21 protein-coding genes are annotated in these 19,016 nt (G+C 58.1%); 15 read left to right on the plus strand and 6 right to left on the minus strand.

What is annotated here, in order from left to right:
- Window positions 1–7: 7 nt before the first annotated feature.
- From AC2LD7_RS08045 to AC2LD7_RS08055, 3 genes are all read left to right on the plus strand, one after another.
- Complete coding sequence (locus AC2LD7_RS08045; RefSeq protein ID WP_484597237.1) at window positions 8–337, plus strand: DUF5629 family protein; 330 nt, start codon at window positions 8–10, stop codon at window positions 335–337.
- A 155-nt stretch (window positions 338–492) separates the two neighbouring features.
- Entirely contained in the window at window positions 493–1,389 is an 897-nt protein-coding gene (gene bla, locus AC2LD7_RS08050; RefSeq protein WP_484597238.1) for a class A beta-lactamase, read from the plus strand.
- Window positions 1,390–1,464: 75 nt separating this feature from the next.
- Entirely contained in the window at window positions 1,465–1,923 is a 459-nt protein-coding gene (locus AC2LD7_RS08055) for a GNAT family N-acetyltransferase (RefSeq protein ID WP_484597239.1), read from the plus strand.
- A gap of 161 nt (window positions 1,924–2,084) precedes the next feature.
- Here AC2LD7_RS08055 and AC2LD7_RS08060 read toward each other — a convergent pair whose 3' ends face one another.
- The 3 genes from AC2LD7_RS08060 to AC2LD7_RS08070 all read right to left on the minus strand — a co-directional run bounded on the left by AC2LD7_RS08060 (window position 2,085) and on the right by AC2LD7_RS08070 (window position 3,960).
- Window positions 2,085–2,993 (minus strand): DMT family transporter, encoded by a 909-nt coding sequence (locus tag AC2LD7_RS08060; protein ID WP_484597240.1) that lies wholly within the window; start codon window positions 2,991–2,993, stop codon window positions 2,085–2,087.
- Window positions 2,986–3,501: a MarR family winged helix-turn-helix transcriptional regulator gene (locus AC2LD7_RS08065; protein WP_484597241.1), complete on the minus strand. Its 516-nt coding sequence runs from the start codon at window positions 3,499–3,501 to the stop codon at window positions 2,986–2,988. Before AC2LD7_RS08065 ends, AC2LD7_RS08060 begins: the two co-directional genes overlap by 8 nt.
- Before the next feature lie 156 nt (window positions 3,502–3,657).
- Complete coding sequence (locus AC2LD7_RS08070) at window positions 3,658–3,960, minus strand: DUF1883 domain-containing protein (protein ID WP_484597242.1); 303 nt, start codon at window positions 3,958–3,960, stop codon at window positions 3,658–3,660.
- A gap of 179 nt (window positions 3,961–4,139) precedes the next feature.
- On the opposite strand from AC2LD7_RS08070, the gene AC2LD7_RS08075 reads away from it, so the two are divergent.
- The 8 genes from AC2LD7_RS08075 (at window position 4,140) to AC2LD7_RS08110 (ending at window position 12,257) form a co-directional block, all read left to right on the plus strand.
- Entirely contained in the window at window positions 4,140–4,901 is a 762-nt protein-coding gene (locus tag AC2LD7_RS08075; RefSeq protein ID WP_484597243.1) for an SDR family NAD(P)-dependent oxidoreductase, read from the plus strand.
- 272 nt (window positions 4,902–5,173) lie between these two features.
- Entirely contained in the window at window positions 5,174–6,322 is a 1,149-nt protein-coding gene (locus AC2LD7_RS08080) for an MFS transporter (protein ID WP_484597244.1), read from the plus strand.
- Window positions 6,323–6,408: 86 nt separating this feature from the next.
- Complete coding sequence (locus tag AC2LD7_RS08085; RefSeq protein ID WP_484597245.1) at window positions 6,409–7,464, plus strand: RNA methyltransferase; 1,056 nt, start codon at window positions 6,409–6,411, stop codon at window positions 7,462–7,464.
- Window positions 7,465–7,580: 116 nt separating this feature from the next.
- Window positions 7,581–8,924 (plus strand): protein kinase, encoded by a 1,344-nt coding sequence (locus AC2LD7_RS08090; RefSeq protein WP_484597246.1) that lies wholly within the window; start codon window positions 7,581–7,583, stop codon window positions 8,922–8,924.
- Between the two features lie 48 nt (window positions 8,925–8,972).
- A complete protein-coding gene (locus tag AC2LD7_RS08095) occupies window positions 8,973–9,425 on the plus strand; it encodes a 3-phosphoshikimate 1-carboxyvinyltransferase (RefSeq protein WP_484597247.1) in 453 nt (150 codons plus the stop codon).
- Between the two features lie 105 nt (window positions 9,426–9,530).
- Complete coding sequence (locus AC2LD7_RS08100) at window positions 9,531–9,749, plus strand: DUF2970 domain-containing protein (RefSeq protein WP_484597248.1); 219 nt, start codon at window positions 9,531–9,533, stop codon at window positions 9,747–9,749.
- 365 nt (window positions 9,750–10,114) lie between these two features.
- Window positions 10,115–11,773, plus strand: a complete 1,659-nt coding sequence (locus AC2LD7_RS08105) for a nitrite/sulfite reductase (RefSeq protein WP_484597249.1) — start codon at window positions 10,115–10,117, stop codon at window positions 11,771–11,773.
- Window positions 11,757–12,257 carry a DUF934 domain-containing protein gene (locus tag AC2LD7_RS08110; protein ID WP_484597250.1) on the plus strand — a complete coding sequence of 167 codons (501 nt, stop codon included), beginning with the start codon at window positions 11,757–11,759 and terminating at the stop codon, window positions 12,255–12,257. Before AC2LD7_RS08105 ends, AC2LD7_RS08110 begins: the two co-directional genes overlap by 17 nt.
- 293 nt (window positions 12,258–12,550) lie before the next feature.
- On the opposite strand, the gene AC2LD7_RS08115 is transcribed toward AC2LD7_RS08110, so the two are convergent.
- A complete protein-coding gene (locus AC2LD7_RS08115; protein WP_484597251.1) occupies window positions 12,551–13,543 on the minus strand; it encodes a YhdH/YhfP family quinone oxidoreductase in 993 nt (330 codons plus the stop codon).
- Window positions 13,544–13,553: 10 nt separating this feature from the next.
- The gene (gene sohB, locus AC2LD7_RS08120; protein ID WP_484597252.1) at window positions 13,554–14,579 is read right to left on the minus strand and encodes a protease SohB; all 1,026 of its coding nucleotides are present in this window, start codon (window positions 14,577–14,579) and stop codon (window positions 13,554–13,556) included.
- A 183-nt stretch (window positions 14,580–14,762) separates the two neighbouring features.
- Between sohB and AC2LD7_RS08125 the strand changes: the two genes are divergently transcribed.
- The 4 genes from AC2LD7_RS08125 to AC2LD7_RS08140 all read left to right on the plus strand — a co-directional run bounded on the left by AC2LD7_RS08125 (window position 14,763) and on the right by AC2LD7_RS08140 (window position 17,966).
- Complete coding sequence (locus tag AC2LD7_RS08125) at window positions 14,763–15,473, plus strand: histidine phosphatase family protein (RefSeq protein WP_484597253.1); 711 nt, start codon at window positions 14,763–14,765, stop codon at window positions 15,471–15,473.
- A 64-nt stretch (window positions 15,474–15,537) separates the two neighbouring features.
- Window positions 15,538–15,852 (plus strand): SCP2 sterol-binding domain-containing protein, encoded by a 315-nt coding sequence (locus AC2LD7_RS08130; protein ID WP_045427587.1) that lies wholly within the window; start codon window positions 15,538–15,540, stop codon window positions 15,850–15,852.
- Between the two features lie 250 nt (window positions 15,853–16,102).
- Window positions 16,103–17,170: a phosphotransferase family protein gene (locus AC2LD7_RS08135; protein ID WP_484597254.1), complete on the plus strand. Its 1,068-nt coding sequence runs from the start codon at window positions 16,103–16,105 to the stop codon at window positions 17,168–17,170.
- Between the two features lie 28 nt (window positions 17,171–17,198).
- Window positions 17,199–17,966 carry an SDR family oxidoreductase gene (locus AC2LD7_RS08140; protein ID WP_255976245.1) on the plus strand — a complete coding sequence of 256 codons (768 nt, stop codon included), beginning with the start codon at window positions 17,199–17,201 and terminating at the stop codon, window positions 17,964–17,966.
- A 59-nt stretch (window positions 17,967–18,025) separates the two neighbouring features.
- Here the strand turns inward: AC2LD7_RS08140 and AC2LD7_RS08145 are convergent, their stop codons facing one another.
- A complete protein-coding gene (locus tag AC2LD7_RS08145; RefSeq protein ID WP_484597255.1) occupies window positions 18,026–18,673 on the minus strand; it encodes a hypothetical protein in 648 nt (215 codons plus the stop codon).
- Window positions 18,674–19,016: the final 343 nt, after the last annotated feature.

A 19,016-nucleotide genomic window follows, 5' to 3' on the forward strand; every position in this document is an offset into this window, starting at 1 on the left:
AAATCCTATGTCGACCGAAACGCCCTGCCTACTCGATCAGTTGGAAATAGCTGACATGTTGGAAGTCGACGGCCTGCACGCCTGGCAGTTTTCGCTCAGCGAGACCGTGCTGAATCAGGCCGACGCAGCTGCCGAGGCTGACCGGCCCTTCGCCAGCGAAGAGTTCCTCGTAACCATCGAATGCATCGACGGTCGGGACCGCCGAACCTGGCGCTTCAGCTACAACCAGGTAATGGAAGCGCAATACCTCGCCGAGGCGGATGTTTGGCTGCTGGACGGCGGTAAACATCGCCTGCAATGTCTGGGCGCCCTCGGCGTCAGCGACGAAGCGGAATAAGCACAAGATGCACCTGCTGGCGTTTGAAGTCTGCTAAACCCTCGGTTGATTACCTGACGAGTCATATCGCATCGCTGCGAATGACACCTAGCAGGTAAATGCTTGAACCGGCAGCGATGCGCTCCGATATGCAGCCTGACGCGGGGAAACAGCCATTGAGCCTAACCAGACGAGTTTTCCTTAGCGCCGCAGCGAGCCTGGCCGCCAATAGTGTTCTTGCGACGAGCCCTCTGGCTGATGCAAGCGAATCTTCTCAGGACGCCTTTATTCGCAAGCTGGTCGAGATCGAAGCCCGGCTCGGCGCGCGCATTGGTGCGGTAATCCGAACCCCGCAGCGCGATCTGCATTGGGCGCATCGGGCAGATGAGCGTTTCCCCATGTGCAGTACCTTCAAGCTGCTCGCCACTGGCGCACTGCTGGCCAAGGTGGATACAGGGCAAGAACGGCTCGATCAAATCGTCCGCTTCGAGATAGCCGATGTAGTCGATTATTCACCGATCACGGAAAGCCAGGCTGACGGCGACGGGATGACCCTCGCTCAGCTATGTGAAGCCGCGCTGACCCACAGCGACAACACGGCCGGCAATCTCATACTCAAGCACATCGATGGCCCCGCCGGGGTTACCGAATTTGCCCGGACACTCGGTGACACCGTGACCCGGCTCGACCGATGGGAAACCGAGCTCAACGAAGCGACACCCGACGATCCGCGAGATACCACGACACCAGCCGCCATGGCGCACTGTATCGATGCGCTGTTGTTCGGTGATGCCCTCTCCGCGTCGTCACAACAGCAATTGAGTAATTGGCTGATTGCCAACAAAACAGGCGATGCCAAGCTGCGGGCCGGCCTGCCAGCCAGCTGGCGGATCGGCGATAAGACCGGTGGAGGCAATTACGGCACCATGAACGACGTGGCCGTCATTTGGCCGCCGCAACGGAAACCCTTGATCGCCAGTATCTACATGACCGAGACGGCCGCCTCGTTCGACGACCGCAACGCGGCATTCTCCGAGTTGGGCAAGACACTTTACGAGCTACTCGCGGTATGAGCCGGCAACGGCGGTTCGTGCGATCCGGTTCAGCTAACGTTGCGGTATTCATTTCTTACAGAGCGAAGGCAAACCATGCAACCTGAGATCCTGCGAGCCGAACATGCCGATGTAGGCGGTATTGCCCACTTATTCGATGCCTATCGGATGTTCTATGGCCAACCGTCCAACCTCGCATTGGCTAGCGACTTTCTCACCGAGCGCGTCCGAAATGGCGAGTCAGTGGTTTTCTACGCGCGGGACGCCGCAGGAAGCTATTTGGGCTTCACTCAGCTTTACCCGGTCTTCTCGTCCATCGCCGCGCAGCGCTCGTGGATATTGAATGACCTCTACGTGGCCGAAAGCGCCCGAGGCTGCGGTATCGGGCGGCTACTAATGAGCCGCGCCAGCGAGCATGCAATGGCGACCGGCGCCATAGGTCTATCGCTTGAGACAGCCAAGACCAATACCGGCGCACAACATCTCTATGAGTCGCTGGGGTATGTCAGGGACAACGAGTTCTACAGCTATTTTCTCAGCCTGAGCGAGGGTTGATCTCGCTCGAAATTCACTCGGCCTGCCGCGAAGGCGCCGTCACGACTACCGTTGACTTGGGAACGATACCGAGTTGTCATTCCATGCCCACCCTGCGGTTTTTCTGGTCCTTTCGAGCGGTTGTGATCACCGAATAGCTAATCGCATGATCTGAGAACAGCTTAGTCATGGTTCGCGCCGTGCCGCAGTAACAGAGCGATGGCAAGCATCACCATCAGACTGCCCGGTAGCCAGTGCCAGCCGATACGTTGCGGCTGGGCGACGAACAACAACACCATCGACACGAAAGGCACCAGATAGCTATAAGCGGTTACCGCGCCAGGCGTCAGCACCGCCGTGGCCCGCTGCTGCAGAAAGAACGTCATGCCGCTGGAGAACACGCCGAGATAAGCCACCAGCGCGATGTCGCTCAGGTTCATTCGTGCCAGTGCAGCCGGATCTTCCCAGATCAACCCCAGCATGCCTATCAGAACGGCGCCTGCGAGTAGGCTCCAGAAGGTTCGCAATCCGGCCTGCTGAGCCAGCACACCATGTTGCAAGCCCCACTTGCTCAGCACCGGATACAACGCAGAGGCGATGCAGCCGAAGAAGAACGCCAATTCTCCCAAGCCGAACTTGAGCTCATCGAGATTTCCATTGCTCTCAGCGACGGCCAGGCCCAGCGCACCGAAGGCACCCAGCGCCAGTATCGCCAGGAGACTTCCCGCTGGTCGCTCTACACCCAAGCCCCGCCCGATGCAGTAGGCCAACAGCGGTACGCTGACGAACAGCGTGGCCATCGACAGCGCACTGATACGATGCGCAGCCCAGAACATGGTGCCGAAGAAGCCAGCCAGACTCAGGCCCATAAAGGCATACAGCAGTAGCCCCGGTAGACTCGGCCAATGATCGTCATGACGCCAGAGCAGCGGAAGCAGCGCCAGCGCGGCAATGCTGAAGCGAATGGCGGTAAGCAATAAAGGCGGTAAACCTTCACTCATCAGGCCCACCGCGGGGAACGACAGGCCTACAAACAGTGCCCAAAGCAGCATGCCCAGGTGCGCACGTGTGCGACGCTCCGCTTCAGTCATCGTCTTTTCCTTCAAGCGACAGCAGGAGCGTGCGCAATGCGCCCGCCAATGCCTGTTTTTGTTGCGCATCGAGTGGGGTTTGCAGTTGGTGCAGGGCCGCCAGGTATTCGTCGAGGCACCTGAGCAAAACCGCCTGCCCTTCTTCACTCAAGCGAATCAGCAGGCTTCGACGATCTTCGGGGTTGGCTACGCGCTGGATCAGCCCAGCCGCTTCGAGCCGGTCGAGACGATTGGTCATCGCGCCCGAACTGAGCACCGCGGCGTGGCGTAGCGCGTTCGGAGTCAATCCTTGAGGCTGACCGCTGCGGTAGAGCGTGGCGAGCAAATCGAACTCGCCGTCATGCAGTCCATGCGTGCGGAACACTGTCGCCACGCTGCGGTTAAGGTATTTGGAGAGACGATACACACGCGTGAATACCGCCATCGGCGATACATCGCATTCGGGAAGCTGGTTGTGCCACTGAGCGAGCACGCTATCGACGTGGTCGCCTGGCTCGGGCGTCAGCATTTTTAGCTCCAGCAAAAGAATCTTCACGTAAAGCTAAATAGCTGCAGGCATGAACGCAAGCGCCAATGCCGCGAACAATGCGCGGCCCGACGAGCGACCTCGGTCAGACAAGGAAAAGTCCCAGCGCAAGCGGGTCGCACAGCCGGGTGATGCGGGTTATCTCAGCTCGGACGGCGAGTTGCGAACGATTTTTATCGAGTGCGTAAGGGTTGGCTTGCGGGTAACGCTGATCGCCTTGCGCGTCACGGTATCGATGGTGATGTTCCAGAAACCGGTGTTGGGCACTTTGATTTTCGCTGGAAACTTGTCGAAGGCACCGCCGTGATATGCGTGACGGCCACCGTTCTTGAAACTGCGGAAATTCTTGTCGTTCATTAGACGAATATTGCAGGGCTGCGAACATTCGATGATCACGAAGTCATCTTCGTTGAGGTGTTCGCGCTGGTGTATGAACTTCATGTACCGCTCCGAGCAGCATGGCTGGCAAAGGCGAACATTAACATGAGCAACCCCCAGAGTAGATGTGCCGATAGAGCCGCTAGCGACTTGGGGACGATTCGCTCCGTGCGCAGCTAAGGGCTAGGCTCAGCGCTGGACCGCAACGTCGCTGTTTCATCTTCGATGAGAGGAAAAGACGCATGTGCAACATGAGCGAATTCGGTAAGCGAACCGCCATCGTTACTGGCGCAGGCACGGGTCTCGGCGAAGCAATCGCCGAGCGGCTCTTTGCTGGCGGTGCGAACGTCGTTCTTGCTAACCGGCATCTCGAGCCGGCACGTAACGTGGCGACTCGGCTAGACCCTACCGGTGAACGAACCCTGGCGATAGCGACAGATGTACGCGACCACACCAGCGTGCGCGATATGGTCAAGGCAGCGCGGGAACGTTTCGGCGGGGTGCACTTCGCCGTGAACAATGCGGGTATTACAGGTCCGCATGAAACATCTGTGTCGGAACTGGATATCGACACCTGGCATGACGTCATAGAAACCGACCTGAGCGGTGTTTTCTATGGGCTCAAGTATCAGGTGCCGGCCATTGTCGCCAGCGGCGGCGGTGCTATCGTCAATATGTCTTCGGCCAATGGCGTCGTGGGGATTGCCGGGCTGTCTGCCTACACCGCGGCCAAGCACGGAATCATTGGCCTGACGAAATCGGTGGCACTCGAAACTGCGGCGCAAGGCGTGCGCGTTTGCGCTGTTGCGCCTGGTTATGTCGAAACACCGCGTATTCGCGAAGCCGGCGAAGATCTGCTGCACAAGATGGCAATGGCCCACCCGCTGGGACGGACCGCAACGCGAGCGGAAGTTGCCGATCTGGTGACATACCTGCTTTCTGACCGGGCCGCTTTTATCACTGGCAGCGTTCACCTTATCGACGGTGGCTACACGGCACGCTAGTGTCCTGAGTCTGAAGTCCGTTCAAGAACTGGCGAGTGAGTTTGTAATCGCGCAAGGCGCCGCGACGACTGATAGCTGGGCTATGAGATGAGCGGCAATGCAGTCTGGCGGCAAAAGACGCCGGCAGAGTTGAAGAGTCGACTTTCGTTTCAGGACATTAGGTTACTTTGAACTGGCGGCACCTTTTGCGCGTTTCTTTCACAATGCGCCCGGCATAATCTCGCAGCGCGCCTTGGCGCCCATGTTAATTCCCCAATCAAGGACACCCGCACATGCCTGCGGCGCGCCATTTCGTTGATACCACATCGCCCATCGCCCGCCGCGCCACACGCGTAGGTTTTTTCATGGCCGGGTTCGGTCTGTCAGTGTGGGCACCGCTAGTACCTTACGTGCGTGAGCGCATCGAGATGAGCGATGCGCTGTTTGGCACACTGCTGCTGTGTATCGGTGTCGGCTCGCTTATCTGGATGCCGCTATCCGGGCTGCTAGTGACGCGTCGCGGAATACGCCCGGTTGTGCTGTCCAGCGTGGTGCTTCTACTAATAGCCCTGGTCGGGATGGCCTTCACCGAATCGATTTGGATCCTCGGCCTCGCGCTGTTCTGTTTTGGCGGCAGTCTGGGAGTCATCGATGTAGTGCTGAATATCCAGGGTGTGCTGATCGAGCGCGACACCGGCAAGCGGCACATGTCGAACTTTCACGGCATGTTCAGTTTGGGCTCGATCTGCGGTGCGCTGGCCCTTACCGGGGCCCTGATGCTGGGCCTCGCGCCAGCAACCGGCACTTTGCTGATGATTGCCGTGATCGCCCTCGCGAACTTCGCCGTGGCCCCCGGCTTCCTTAGGAACAAGGCGCCGGCTGGCGGCGTTGCTTTCGTTCGCCCTACGGGCATGGTTTTGCTGGTAGGTAGCCTGTGCTTCGTCGTCTATCTGGCCGAAGGGGCGGTTCTGGACTGGAGCGCGTTCTACCTTACCGAGTACAAGGCACTGGAAACGGCCAAGGGCGGGCTGGGTTACGCCAGCTTCGCACTGATGGTGACCATCGGTCGCTTTGCCGGCACTCCGGTAGTGAACAGTCTTGGAACGGCGCGGGTAATCGGATTCGGTGGTTTGCTGGCAGCGCTCGGTATCGGCCTGAGCATATTCACCGAACATTGGGCATTCGCCCTGCTCGGTTATGGCCTATGCGGCCTCGGCTGCGCAAACGTCTCGCCGGTATTGATCTCATCTCTAAGTCGACAACAGGCCATGCCGGTGCACCAGGCGATCACAGCCGCAACCACCATTGGCTTCGCCGGGGTTCTTGCCGGCCCGGCATTGATCGGCGTTATCGCTCACTACGGCTCGCTGACCTTCGCCTTCGGTCTACTCGCGCTTTTGCTGCTCGGGCTTGCGCTGGGTAGCCGTCGTTTCAATGAATGACCTGCGGACGGAATGGCTCCGGGTACCGCTACTCCGCTCATGTCGCTACAGACCGAACTCTGGCCTTTGGCTAGAATGCGCGCCCTATGCGCATCCAAGACATTCACCAGCAGCTCGCCGAGATCGGCGCCAAGCCCGTTCATATCGGTCGGGTGATGCGTGCCTGGCTCAAAGGCCACGCGCTGGACATTGGAACTCGGCATCAGAAAACCGAAGATTTCCTACCCTTGTCCGTACGCAACGGTCTACCGGCTGTCAGCGCAACCATCGCCGGACTGGCCAGGCTGCGCTCCGAACATCCCGGCTCCGATGGTTCTGCACGCTTGCTGGTGGCGCTTGCGGACGGTCAGATGGTCGAAAGCGTCCTCTTGCCTCGCGACGGGCTTTGCGTGTCGAGCCAGGTCGGCTGCGCGGTGGGCTGCGTGTTCTGCATGACCGGCAAGAGCGGCCTATTGCGTCAACTTGGCAGCGCTGAGATCGTCGCCCAGGTCGCTCTCGCACGACGGTTTCGCCCGGTGAAGAAAGTGGTGTTCATGGGCATGGGCGAACCCGCGCACAACCTCGACAACGTGCTCGAGGCCATCGACCTGCTGGGCACCGACGGCGGTATCGGTCACAAGAGCCTGGTGTTTTCTACCGTCGGTGATCCACGCGTCTTCGAGCGATTGCCGCTGCAGCGGGTGAAGCCGGCATTGGCGTTGTCCCTGCACAGTACGGATGCCGCGTTACGGCGTGAATTGCTGCCCCGTGCGCCGCTGTTCGATCCTGCCGAGCTGGTCGAACTGGGCGAAGCCTATGCGCGACTGGTGGATTATCCGATCCAGTACCAATGGACGTTGCTCAAAGGTATCAATGACAGCCAGGACGAGATGGACGGAATTATCCGTTTGCTCAAAGGCAAGTTCGCGATCATGAACGTCATCCCCTACAACAGCCTCGACGATGATCAGTTTCAGCGACCGGACGCCAACCGTATTCATCAAATCATGCGGTACCTGCACCAGAACGGCGTGCTGACCAAGGTGCGCAACTCTGCGGGCCAGGACATCGATGGCGGTTGCGGGCAACTGCGCGCCCGCGCCGAGCGAATCGTTCGATCACGGCGGTCAGGCGAAATACCTATACCAGAGCGGTCCGACTGAACGTCAATGAACCGGCACTGTCTTAGCGCATTGATCCGCTGACCGCGGCGGCAAACACGTTTCCATCGGCACGCACCCCACTGTTGCAGGTCTTTCTAGATCTGCACGAGAACAGCATGCACACACTCGAACAACTGAAACGCGGCGAACTGGCGGGCGTTACTCGCCTCGATCTGTCAGAACAACTCCAGACGTTCCCGAGCGAAATTTTCGATCTGGCTGACAGCCTGGAGATACTTAACCTCTCGGGCAATCAGCTCAACAGCCTGCCTGACGACCTGACGCGACTGCACAAGCTGCGCATCCTGTTCTGCTCGAACAACGCCTTCACCGCCATGCCCGCCTCAATCGGCAGCTGCGCCAACTTGGAAATGGTTGGCTTCAAGGCCAATCGTATCCGCCAGCTGCCGGCCGAAGCGCTGCCGCCGAAGCTGCGCTGGTTGATCCTCACCGACAACCAGCTCGAAGCCGTACCTGACGAGATAGGTCGCTGTGCGTGGCTGCAAAAGCTGATGCTCGCCGGAAACCAGCTGCAGGCGCTGCCCGAAACACTCGCCAACTGCATCCGGCTGGAGCTGCTGCGCGTTGCCGCGAACCGATTGCCCGCGCTGCCTGAATGGCTATTGACGATGCCGCGCCTGAGCTGGCTGGCCTTTGCTGGCAACCCATTCAGCGACGCGATGGAAGCAGAGGTGCTGGCGCAGCATCCGCTGCCACCGGTCGATCGCGAGCAAATCGAACTGGGTGAAGTGCTCGGCCAGGGCGCTTCCGGTGTTATCCACCACGCCGAATGGCTGCCACCCGGACAAGCCTCCAGAACCATGGCTGTCAAGCTATTCAAGGGCAACCTGACCAGTGATGGCCTGCCGCACAGCGAGATGGCCGCATGCATCGCCGCAGGCGAGCACGCCAACCTGATTCGTGTCGCCGGCCCACTGGACGAGCGCGCCGACGCCCTGCCCGGCTTGCTAATGGAGCTTATCGATCCGACTTATCAGGCACTTGCCGGATCGCCATCATTTGCCAGTTGCACGCGTGACTGTTATGCGTCCGAGCGACGTTTTTCCGCCAGGCAAGTACTGCGAATCGCCTCGAGCGTGGCTTCCGCGGTTGACCATCTCCACCAGCGCGGCATTCTTCATGGCGACCTCTATGGCCATAACCTGCTAGTCGATCCGATCGAAAACACCCTGCTCAGCGACTTTGGTGCGGCCTCTTTCTTCGACCCGCAAAGCCGCCAAGGCCAAGCACTCCAGCGGATCGAGGCGCGGGCGTTCGGTTGTCTACTGGAAGAACTATTGGAACGTTGCGACGATACCGATCGCGATCCAGATTTGCAGCGACTCGCCGCAGTGCAACGACAGTGCACGCTCGACGTTCCCTCGCAGCGGCCTACCTTCGATCAATTGAAGCATGAGCTAGACGCTATCGGCCGAGCGAGCGCCGTTTCGGCCGGTTAGTTGCATGCCTCAACTGCTTATCCACTGTATCGACGGCAACCTGACGCTATGCTCACACCCGATCCAAACTCCAACGACAGCCATAGCCGCTACCCTGCCACCGACAGCACCGTAGCGCTGGAGCGTGATCCGTTCATCATCGGCTTGAAGCAACGACTTCCCGAAGAGCTGCGCGAAAGTTTCACCGCCCAGCAACTGGAGGGACTTCGTAGCGCCTTGGCCACGCGCTCATGGGCGCGTCATAAAATCGACCTCCGCGGCACCTTTAGCCTCTGGAGTAACCAGTACTATTTCGTACTAGTGGGCGGACGCAACAAGCGCAGCCTGTCGCGGGCACAGCGCAACCTGTCGCTGGCGGCCAAGGCAGGCGCGATCACGCTGTTCCTGTTTTTTTCGGTGCTTGTGGGATTGGTCGTGTTGTATTTGCTGAAATCAGCACTTGGCATCAATCTGCTGCCGAACTATTCGCTCGGCCTGTGGGACTGGTTCAAGGGACGGTGATGCCATTCTACGATTGGCATGATCACCGCTTGCGTTTCACCAGACACGACCCTGCATCGCCGAATGCTGACTAAACTCCTGACGGACGATGCCTGAGAGGTGCCTATGAGCGATGAGCAAGAGCGCAAATCCCTTACCGTGCGGCAGATGCTGCAAAGCGTGCTGGCCGGTGCGCTGGGTGTTCAGAGCGGGAAAAACCGAGCGCGCGATTTCAGTCACGGTAAGCCCAGCCACTTCATCCTGTTGGGCCTGGGTTTCACAGTGGTCTTCGTCTTGGTAATTCTAGGCGTGGTCAAGCTGGTGCTGTATCTCGTGGGGCTGTGATGCAGCCCCAACATCTTTGCCTTATTGATGGCTTACCCAGAAAACCGCCGTCGCAACCGCCAGAAGAATCAGGACGAATATGGCAGTGGCATCCGCCCTGCTGTCGTTACTGGGGTGATTGGAATGTTCGGACACGGCTGTTCTCCTTATTATTGGCATCTCATGTTGCTAGCAGTTAAGACCACGCTGGCGAGACGCTCAAGGGCAAGGGCTCAAATGCCTAAAATGCAGTGATTCGTTCTAAACATATTCCCAAACATCACTTTTGCGCATAACCAGTAGCTGGTATCTTTCCGCCCTTCCCTGAACGGGTGCGCGGCCGTGCGCGCAAAAAGCTGTAGACAGCCTGAAAAACAGGACACTTCATGTACGTTTACGACCAGTACGACCAACACATCATCGAGGATCGCGTACGCCAGTTCCGCGACCAGATTCGCCGCTATCTCGCAGGCGAACTGACCGACGCAGAACTGCTGCCCCTCCGCCTGCAGAACGGCCTGTATATCCAGCGCTACGCGCCGATGCTGCGTATTGCCGTGCCCTATGGCCTACTGTCGTCGACCCAGGTCCGCAAGCTGGCAGAGATCACTCGCAATTACGACAAGGGCTACGCCCACATCAGCACTCGGACCAACGTGCAACTAAACTGGCCCGAGCTGGAAGAAGTGCCGGATATTCTTGCCGAACTGGCCACCGTGCAGATGCACGCGATCCAGACCAGCGGTAACTGCATCCGTAACACAACGACGGACCAGTTTGCCGGCGTTGCCAAGGACGAGCTGATCGATCCGCGCCCGTGGTGCGAAATCATTCGCCAGTGGTCGACCTTCCATCCCGAGTTCGCCTTCTTGCCGCGTAAGTTCAAGATCGCCGTGAACGGTGCCGTCAGCGATCGCGCCGCCATCGAGGTGCATGACATCGGCCTTGAAGCGGTGAAGAATGAAGCCGGCGAGCTGGGCTTCCGCGTTTCCGTTGGTGGTGGCTTGGGTCGTACGCCAATCGTCGGCAGCTTCATCAATGAATTCCTGCCTTGGCAGCACCTGCTCACCTATCTCGACGCGATCCTGCGCGTGTACAACCGCTACGGCCGTCGCGACAACAAGTTCAAGGCGCGCATCAAGATCCTGGTCAAGGCGCTCACACCCGAAGTTTTCGCCGAGCGCGTCGAAGCCGAATGGTCGTATTTGAAAGACGGCGCAAACACCCTCACCGATGATGAAGTCGAGCGCGTCAGCAAGTTCTTCGTCGATCCGGCATATAAGCCGCTGGAAGACCAGACCACCGCCCTCACCAAGCTCGACGCTGAACATCCCGGCTTTGCCCGCTGGCGTGAGCGCAACGTGGTGGCTCACAAGAAGCCGGGCTACGCAGCCGTCACGTTGTCGCTGAAAAGCACCGGTGTCGCCCCGGGCGATGTCACCGACAAGCAGCTCGACACCATCGCCGACCTGGCTGATCGCTACAGCTTCGGTGAGGTGCGCAACTCACACGAGCAGAACATGATCCTCGCCGACGTCGAGCAGTCGCGTTTGTTCGAGCTGTGGCACGAGCTTCGCGAGCTGGGCGTCGCCACACCGAACATCGGCCTACTGACAGACATTATCTGCTGCCCTGGCGGCGACTTCTGCTCGCTGGCCAACGCCAAATCGATCCCGATCGCTGAAGCTATCCAGCGCCGCTTCGATGATATGGATTACCTGTTCGACATCGGTGATATCGACCTGAACATTTCCGGCTGCATGAACGCCTGTGGCCACCATCACGTCGGGCACATCGGCATCCTTGGCGTGGACAAGAAAGGCGCCGAGTTCTACCAGGTTTCCCTCGGTGGCAGCTCGGGCCGCAATGCAAGCCTCGGCCAGATCCTCGGCCCATCGTTCGCCCAGGACGTAATGCCCGACGTGATCGAAAAGGTCATTGGCGTCTACGTGGAGCAACGTACCGAAGATGAACAGTTTCTCGACACCTTCCGCCGTATCGGCATCGACCCCTTCAAGGAGCGCGTCTATGCAGCGAATCATTAAGGACGGCCAGGTCATCGACGAAACCTGGCATCTGCTGCCCAAAGACGCGACGCTGGATGGTCTGTCCAATTGCGACGACTTGATCGTGCCCTTTCAGTTATGGCTCGATCATGCCCACGCGCTAAAAGCCCGCGACGGCGGGTTGGGAATATGGCTGGACGCCGACGAAGCTGTGGAAGAGATCGCCGATGACTTGCAGCACTTCCAGGTCATCGCACTCAACTTTCCCGCTTTCACAGATGGCCGTCATTACTCGAGCGCGCGTCTGCTGCGTGAACGTTACGGCTACAAGGGTGAGATTCGCGCAATTGGCGATGTGCTCCGCGATCAGCTGTTCTATATGCGTCGCTGCGGCTTCGATGCCTTTGCCGTGCGCCCGGACCGCGACCCCTACGAGGCGCTGGAAAGTCTCAAAGACTTCTCCGTCACCTACCAAGCCGCAACCGACGAGCCTTTGCCACTGTTCCGCCGCCGGCAAAGCTGATCGATGTAAGCGGTCAGTGAAGTTAAAACGAAAAACCCGCCTGTCTTGGCGGGTTTTTTATCTCACCGATGCTTCGGATCAGTAATACATCCAGAAGTTTGGATGCTCGAGCGGAGCGACCTTAACGGCCTGCTTTTTTCCGAACGTTTCTCTGATCTTGTCTGCCAGTGCCTTCATAACCGATTCCCGCTGTTGCGTTTTGATTGGCAGCAGATTCGCTCAAACAAGCGCAGCAGGAAAATCGGTTATGCCTATGACTTCAATAGCTGGCGAAGCGCCAACGGTGCGGCTGTCTAATCCAGACGGACCAGCATACGTCCGACCTGCTGCCCGGTGAGCATCCGATCGATAGCCCCAGGCAGATCCTGCAACGAAATCTCCTGAACTAATTCGCCCAGATTCGGCAGCTTCCATTGCAGCGACAGCTTGTCCCACATGGAAGCTTTCACAACCAGCGGAATCTCTACCGAGTCGACGCCCAGAAGGTTCACGCCACGCAAGATGAAAGGCAACACATTAGCCTGGAATCCGGTGCCAGCCGTGAGCCCACAACAGGCGACACTCGCACCGCGCTGAAGGGCCTTGACCGCGTTGAACAGGATATCGCCACCGACGGTATCCACGGCACCGGCCCACTGTTCCTTCAGAATCGGTTTTTCCACACCAGCCTGCAGCGCACTGCGCTCGACGATCTGCTTGGCACCCAGCCTTTTCAGAAACTCCGCCTGGTCGGCCTTGCCAGTCACCGCAGCCACGTTGTAGCCAAGGCTGGCCAGCAGCGCGACAGCAATGCTGCCGACGCCGCCAGTTGCTCCGGTGACCAGTACCGGCGCCTCACCTGGCTCGAGGCCAGCCTGCTCCAGCTTGTCGATGCAGAGCGCGGCGGTAAGGCCAGCCGTGCCGAGCGCCATGGCGTCACGCAACGACAGACCGGAAGGACGCTTGATCACCCAGGCCGCAGGAACACGAATGTATTGACCAAAACCACCTGCCGTGTTCATTCCTAGGTCATAGCCGGTCACGATGACCTCATCACCTTTGGCAAACTCCGAGCCGCTGGACTCGGCTACGGTACCGGCGGCATCAATGCCTGGCGTGTGTGGAAAATTCCGGGTCACGCCGCGGTTGCCGCTGGCCGAGAGCGCATCCTTGTAATTCAACGAGGAGTAGCTCACACGAATCAGCACGTCGCCTGCAGGCAGGTCTTCGGTACTGCGCTCGACAATGCGCGTCTCGAAGCGACCGTCCGCGTTTTCGCTGGCCTGCAATGCTTTGAAAATTGCCATCGGTAGCTCCTTATTGCCAGAATCGTTGTTCGTTCAGCCGCGTCCAGCCTTTCAGTAAGCCGCGCTCCATCGCCACGCTGGCCGCCATGCCGAATCGTTCAGGAAGACTTTTCTTTTCCGCATAGTGAAGTTGGAACAGGTCCGCTTCAAGTGCGCGTGAAGCCAGGTATTCGTCGCTGGTCTTCAGTTCGTCAACGAGTTGCTTACCGAGCGCGGCGATACCCAGCCAGACCTCACCGGTCGCCACATCGTCGATAGATAGTTGCTGGCGGTAGCGCGCGACGAAGTTCTTGAACAGCTCATGAGTGGTTTCCAGATCATCCTGGAATTTTTCCCGCCCCTTCTCGGTGTTTTCACCAAACACCGTCAGGGTTCGCTTGTACTCGCCCGCGGTCAGCACCTCGAAGTCGACATCGTGCTTCTTCAGCAACCGATGGATATTAGGCAGTTGCGCGACGACGCCGATGGAACCGAGTATCGCGAACGGTGCACTGAGAATCTTCTGACCGATACAGGCCATCATGTATCCACCGCTTGCCGCGACCTTGTCGACACACACTGTCAGCGGCACCCCGGCATCGCGGATACGCACCAGCTGGGAGGCTGCCAGGCCGTAGCCGTGGACCATGCCGCCGCCACTCTCAAGGCGCAGAACCACTTCGTCCTGGGGTGTCGCCAGGGTCAGCAAGGCGGTGATCTCGTGGCGCAGGTTCTCGACCGCGGAAGCCTTGATATCGCCATCGAAATCGAGCACGAACACGCGCGGACGACTTTCTGGATTTTTCTTCGCCAGCTTCGCAGCCTTGGCTTCACGCTTGCGCTGAAGCTTGAGTTGATCCTTTTCGATCAATGACTGTTCAAGGCGCTCGCGCATCGACTTGTAAAAATCGTTGAGCTTATGGACTTCGAGATGTCCACCCCCCTGTTTATTCCGCCCGCGCCGCAACGAGGCAAGGGCGATTAGCACTACCAGAATCGCCAGTACCAGCGTTACGGTCTTCGCCAGAAAGCTTGCATAGCCAGCAAGAAATTCCACAGATCCTCCTAGGATTACCCACAGTCGCCAGCACAAAACCGACATGGCGCGAACCGGTCAAGCATACCGACTACACGGCTATAGGAGCCAGTGCAGTGCAATTCAAACAAACGTATGATTTATCGTTGACACTCCAAGACGATCCCCCTACCCTCGCGAAAAACAGGGGTCCCGGAGCAGAGCATGGGCAGTATCTACCTGATCAGACATGGCCAGGCGTCGTTCGGCGCGGAAAATTACGACGTCCTGTCACCGCTCGGCTTTCAGCAATCAGTCGCTCTGGGCGATTACCTCAACCAGTTGGATATTCGCTTTGACCGTTGCATAAGTGGAGAGCTGAACCGACAGCAAGACACGGCAACGGCCACCCTCGAGCGGCTAGGCTCTTGCCAAGGGCAGCAGCCCCCAGTTGAAATCGATTCAGCTTTCAATGAATTCCTTGCCGATGAAGTGATCCGTGCCCACATGCGCGATCTGCTGGCCGTGGAACCCAACGCCATGCAGATATTCGCTAATGCCGCCAACCATAGGGCCGAATTCCAGCGCCTGTTCAGTTACGTAATTCACCGATGGGTTTCCGGCGAACATGAGAAAGAAGGCCTGGAAAGCTGGCAGCACTTCGTCGACCGCGTCCAGGCCGGTTTGAATCGTTTGCTTGACCAGGCAGGCAAGAAGGATCGCATCGCTGTGTTCACTTCTGGCGGGACCATTACGGCGCTGCTTCAATTGGTTATCGGCGTGCCACCCATCAAGGCATTTGAAATGAACTGGCAGATCGTCAACACCTCGCTCAGTCAGCTGAAGTTTCGCGACCGAGATGTGGCACTGGCCTCGTTCAATAGCCATGTGCATCTGGAATTGCTGAAAAATCCGGAGCTCGTCACCTATCGATGAGCTCCAGCCCAACTGCGGCTTAAGGCTGCATGTTTTTCCAACGATAACCAAAGGGACCTATCCGATGAGCAACGTCGACGAAACCATCCAAGGCATGAAGGCCAAATTCAACCCTAGCGCTGCGGCCGGCCTGGATCTGGTGTTTCAGTTCAATATCACCGACGCGGAAAACTACTATCTGGTCGTCAAGGACGGCACTTGTGACTTCCACAAGGGTGAGTCGGCCGATGCCAACGTCACGTTGATCATGGATAGCGAAACCATGCAAGGCGTGATCAGCGGCGAAACCGACGGCATGCAAGCCTTCATGGCGGGCAAACTACGCGCAGAAGGCGACATGATGCTGGCTCTGAAGCTGAGCGAGCTGTTCCCGGCCTAATCCAGCTGAGCTGAGATGCCAAAAAAAACCGAAGTCCGATGACTTCGGTTTTTTTATGCGCATATTTGATGAAAATCAAGCATCAAGCACCTTGATTGGGCAGCAACACCCCGGCCAATAACGACCCTCTTTGCTTGGTGATGGTCGTACAGCGCATTAGATTACGGACGCCGGATGGTCGGTTGGATTCCGCGAACAAGCGCGACAACAACCGGCTCGTCGAGCATCGATTACAAGAGAAGAGACAAACATGGCGCTAACAGATCAGACCAGCCGCATCCGTGAAGGTGAAGAACTGCCAACGGAAGTAATCGACCAATATCTGAAAGAACATATTTCGGGGTTGGAAGGCACGCCGAGCATTTCGCAGTTTCCGGGTGGTGCTTCCAACCTGACCTACCTGCTGGAATATCCGAAGCAGGAATTCGTGCTGCGCCGCCCTCCATTTGGCCAGAAGGCGAAGTCTGCACACGACATGGCGCGTGAATACCGCATTCTCAACCAGCTCAATGCCGGATTCCCCTACTGCCCGAAGGCATACGCATACTGCACCGATGAGACGCTCATCGGCGCGGAGTTCTACGTCATGGAACGGGTCAAAGGCGTCATTTTGCGCGAGGATATGCCGCCAGAGCTGGGCCTCACGGCGGAGCAGACCACCGCCCTGTGCAAGAGCTTCGTCGACAAGTTCGTAGACTTACACAACGTCGACTACCGGGCCTGCGGCCTGGGGGATCTAGGCAAGCCGGAAGGTTACGTCCAGCGTCAGATCACCGGCTGGATCGATCGCTACGAGCACGCAATCACCCCGGACGCGCCGAACTGGGAACCGGTCAAGGCTTGGTTGCGGGACAAGATGCCAGCCGATCACCATAAGCCTGGCATTGTCCACAACGACTATCGCCTCGACAACGTGATCCTCAATTCGAACAACCCGATGGAGATCATCGGCGTTTTGGATTGGGAAATGACCACTATCGGCGATCCGCTGATGGATCTGGGCAACACGCTCGCGTACTGGATCGAAGCCCACGATCCGGCACCCGTACAGCTGATGCGCAAGCAGCCCAGCAACGCACCAGGAATGCTGAGTCGTCAGGCTTTCGTTGACTATTACGCTGAGCGTGCGGGTATTCGCATTGATAACTTCGACTACTACTACACCTATGGCCTATTCCGCCTGGCCGCCATCGTTCAACAGATCTATTACCGCTATTTTCATGGTCAGACCCAGGACAAGCGGTTCGCGAAATTCGTGCATATGAACGCCCTGCTCGAGCAAATGAGCCTGCAGGTCATCAAAAAATCGACGCTGTAACACAGCTCACCAATAGGGGAACCATTTCATGAGCAAAACCACTCTGTTCGATCTGGATGGGAAAATCGCTTTCGTCTCCGGTGCCAGTCGCGGTATCGGTGAAGCCATTGCAAAACTACTGGCCCAGCAAGGCGCCCATGTCATCGTTTCCAGCCGCAAGATCGAAGGTTGTCAGGCCGTCGCGGACGCCATCGTCGCAGCCGGTGGCAAAGCCACTCCGGTAGCCTGCCATATTGGTGAACTGGAGCAGATTCAGACCGTCTTCGAGCAGATCCGCGAGCAGTTCGGCCGGCTCGACATCCTGGTCAACAACGCGGCGACCAACCCGCAGTTCTGCCATATTCTCGATACCGATGTCTCGGCATTTCAGAAAACCGTCGATGTAAACATCCGTGGTTACTTCTTCATGTCTGTCGAAGCCGGAAAGCTGATGCGTAAAAATGGCGGTGGTAGCATCATCAACGTCGCGTCTATCAACGGCGTGACCCCAGGCAACTTCCAAGGAATCTATTCGATCACAAAGGCTGCGGTGATCAACATGACCAAGGCGTTCGCCAAGGAATGCGCCCCACAGGGCATCCGCTGCAACGCACTGCTGCCTGGCCTGACCGACACCAAGTTCGCCTCCGCGCTGGTTAAGAACGACTCGATCCGTGAAGAAGCGCTGCGCCATATTCCGCTGCATCGCGTCGCTGATCCGAGCGAAATGGCTGGTGCCGTGCTGTATCTGGCTAGCGATGCGTCGAGCTACACCACAGGGCTGTCGCTGAATGTGGATGGCGGTTACCTCGCCTGATCCCGCTGTAAAGAAAAAGGGAACCCTCGGGTTCCCTTTTCATGCGCCGCGGATCGCCGTTACCAATCATTCATCGCTTGCTCCGCTGCAGCATTCATCGGTTTCGCCAGTAACCCCGTGGGCACCATCTCGATTGTATATTCGGCGCCATCGGCGATAGGCAGGTAGCTGACCCGATGGGGCTGTGCCTCAAGAACCAATGACGCACACTGGCAATCTTGCAACCTCGCCCAGAAATCGATTCCTGCCAGACTTTGCCCGAGTTCGACACGAGGACGCCGAGCCTGATCCTGCTGTTCAACGGCGAGATAGCGTCCAGAAAGCTTCTCCAATCGAAAACCGGGTTTCAAACCAATCAGCGTGGCCAGCCCCTTCCAGTGCAGCGCCCGAAGATCGAGCTGCCATAGATCACCTTCCAGCGTGACGTATCGGACCTGCTTGCCCTCTTCTACCTTCACTTGGTAACGCTGCTGGCCATCGGCCTGAAAAGATAGCGAAACCAGCGGTTTGCCCTGCTCAAGTGGCTGGTAGGTACTGACATCCCAGGCGATCAAGCCAATCAGGCCACCCAACGCGAGAACCAGCATACCGAAGGTGCCACGCAGCCATCCCAGCAGCCAGTGACCACCAAACAATAGCCGCAAGGCCACCAGTGCGGTAATCAACGCAAGTAACGCGACAACCACTGCAAGCCCCAGATATTGCATCGCTTACCATCCTTGAAATTCGGTGGTGCATTATCGACAGCGGCGAGCAAGGCGGCCAGCGTAAGCACGGAACACTGTTTACGAGTCGACATTCTGCTGCGGCGGACTAACGTCCTGAATCAGAAATTGGCTGTTCAGTTATGCCGGCATTGCCGCCGCTCGCCATGGCGCGGCTATGACTCGTTGCGGCGACTTGCCCGAGTACAAATCCGCTCGCCAGCTCTTGGATTGTCTGTTTCCTTTTCATCGCAACTGCGAAACGGGAACAGACCCTAGCCTTGGTTTACAACAGCGCAACCGGCATCATGCACCGCCAGCCTCTTACCGCTTCACTCATGAGCAC

This window comes from Stutzerimonas sp., from assembly GCF_982611455.1.

Excerpts from the sequence above, each read along its gene's own strand:
- AC2LD7_RS08080 (WP_484597244.1), top strand. The coding sequence starts at position 5,174 with ATGCCTGCGGCGCGCCATTTCGTTGATACCACATCGCCCATCGCCCGC.
- AC2LD7_RS08060 (WP_484597240.1), bottom strand. The coding sequence starts at position 2,993 with ATGACTGAAGCGGAGCGTCGCACACGTGCGCACCTGGGCATGCTGCTT.
- AC2LD7_RS08075 (WP_484597243.1), top strand. The coding sequence starts at position 4,140 with ATGTGCAACATGAGCGAATTCGGTAAGCGAACCGCCATCGTTACTGGC.
- AC2LD7_RS08145 (WP_484597255.1), bottom strand. The coding sequence starts at position 18,673 with ATGCAATATCTGGGGCTTGCAGTGGTTGTCGCGTTACTTGCGTTGATT.
- AC2LD7_RS08105 (WP_484597249.1), top strand. The coding sequence starts at position 10,115 with ATGTACGTTTACGACCAGTACGACCAACACATCATCGAGGATCGCGTA.
- AC2LD7_RS08135 (WP_484597254.1), top strand. The coding sequence starts at position 16,103 with ATGGCGCTAACAGATCAGACCAGCCGCATCCGTGAAGGTGAAGAACTG.
- AC2LD7_RS08115 (WP_484597251.1), bottom strand. The coding sequence starts at position 13,543 with ATGGCAATTTTCAAAGCATTGCAGGCCAGCGAAAACGCGGACGGTCGC.
- AC2LD7_RS08130 (WP_045427587.1), top strand. The coding sequence starts at position 15,538 with ATGAGCAACGTCGACGAAACCATCCAAGGCATGAAGGCCAAATTCAAC.
- AC2LD7_RS08125 (WP_484597253.1), top strand. The coding sequence starts at position 14,763 with ATGGGCAGTATCTACCTGATCAGACATGGCCAGGCGTCGTTCGGCGCG.
- AC2LD7_RS08095 (WP_484597247.1), top strand. The coding sequence starts at position 8,973 with ATGCTCACACCCGATCCAAACTCCAACGACAGCCATAGCCGCTACCCT.
- AC2LD7_RS08055 (WP_484597239.1), top strand. The coding sequence starts at position 1,465 with ATGCAACCTGAGATCCTGCGAGCCGAACATGCCGATGTAGGCGGTATT.
- AC2LD7_RS08065 (WP_484597241.1), bottom strand. The coding sequence starts at position 3,501 with ATGCTGACGCCCGAGCCAGGCGACCACGTCGATAGCGTGCTCGCTCAG.
- AC2LD7_RS08110 (WP_484597250.1), top strand. The coding sequence starts at position 11,757 with ATGCAGCGAATCATTAAGGACGGCCAGGTCATCGACGAAACCTGGCAT.
- AC2LD7_RS08045 (WP_484597237.1), top strand. The coding sequence starts at position 8 with ATGTCGACCGAAACGCCCTGCCTACTCGATCAGTTGGAAATAGCTGAC.
- AC2LD7_RS08140 (WP_255976245.1), top strand. The coding sequence starts at position 17,199 with ATGAGCAAAACCACTCTGTTCGATCTGGATGGGAAAATCGCTTTCGTC.
- AC2LD7_RS08070 (WP_484597242.1), bottom strand. The coding sequence starts at position 3,960 with ATGAAGTTCATACACCAGCGCGAACACCTCAACGAAGATGACTTCGTG.
- AC2LD7_RS08085 (WP_484597245.1), top strand. The coding sequence starts at position 6,409 with ATGCGCATCCAAGACATTCACCAGCAGCTCGCCGAGATCGGCGCCAAG.
- AC2LD7_RS08100 (WP_484597248.1), top strand. The coding sequence starts at position 9,531 with ATGAGCGATGAGCAAGAGCGCAAATCCCTTACCGTGCGGCAGATGCTG.
- AC2LD7_RS08090 (WP_484597246.1), top strand. The coding sequence starts at position 7,581 with ATGCACACACTCGAACAACTGAAACGCGGCGAACTGGCGGGCGTTACT.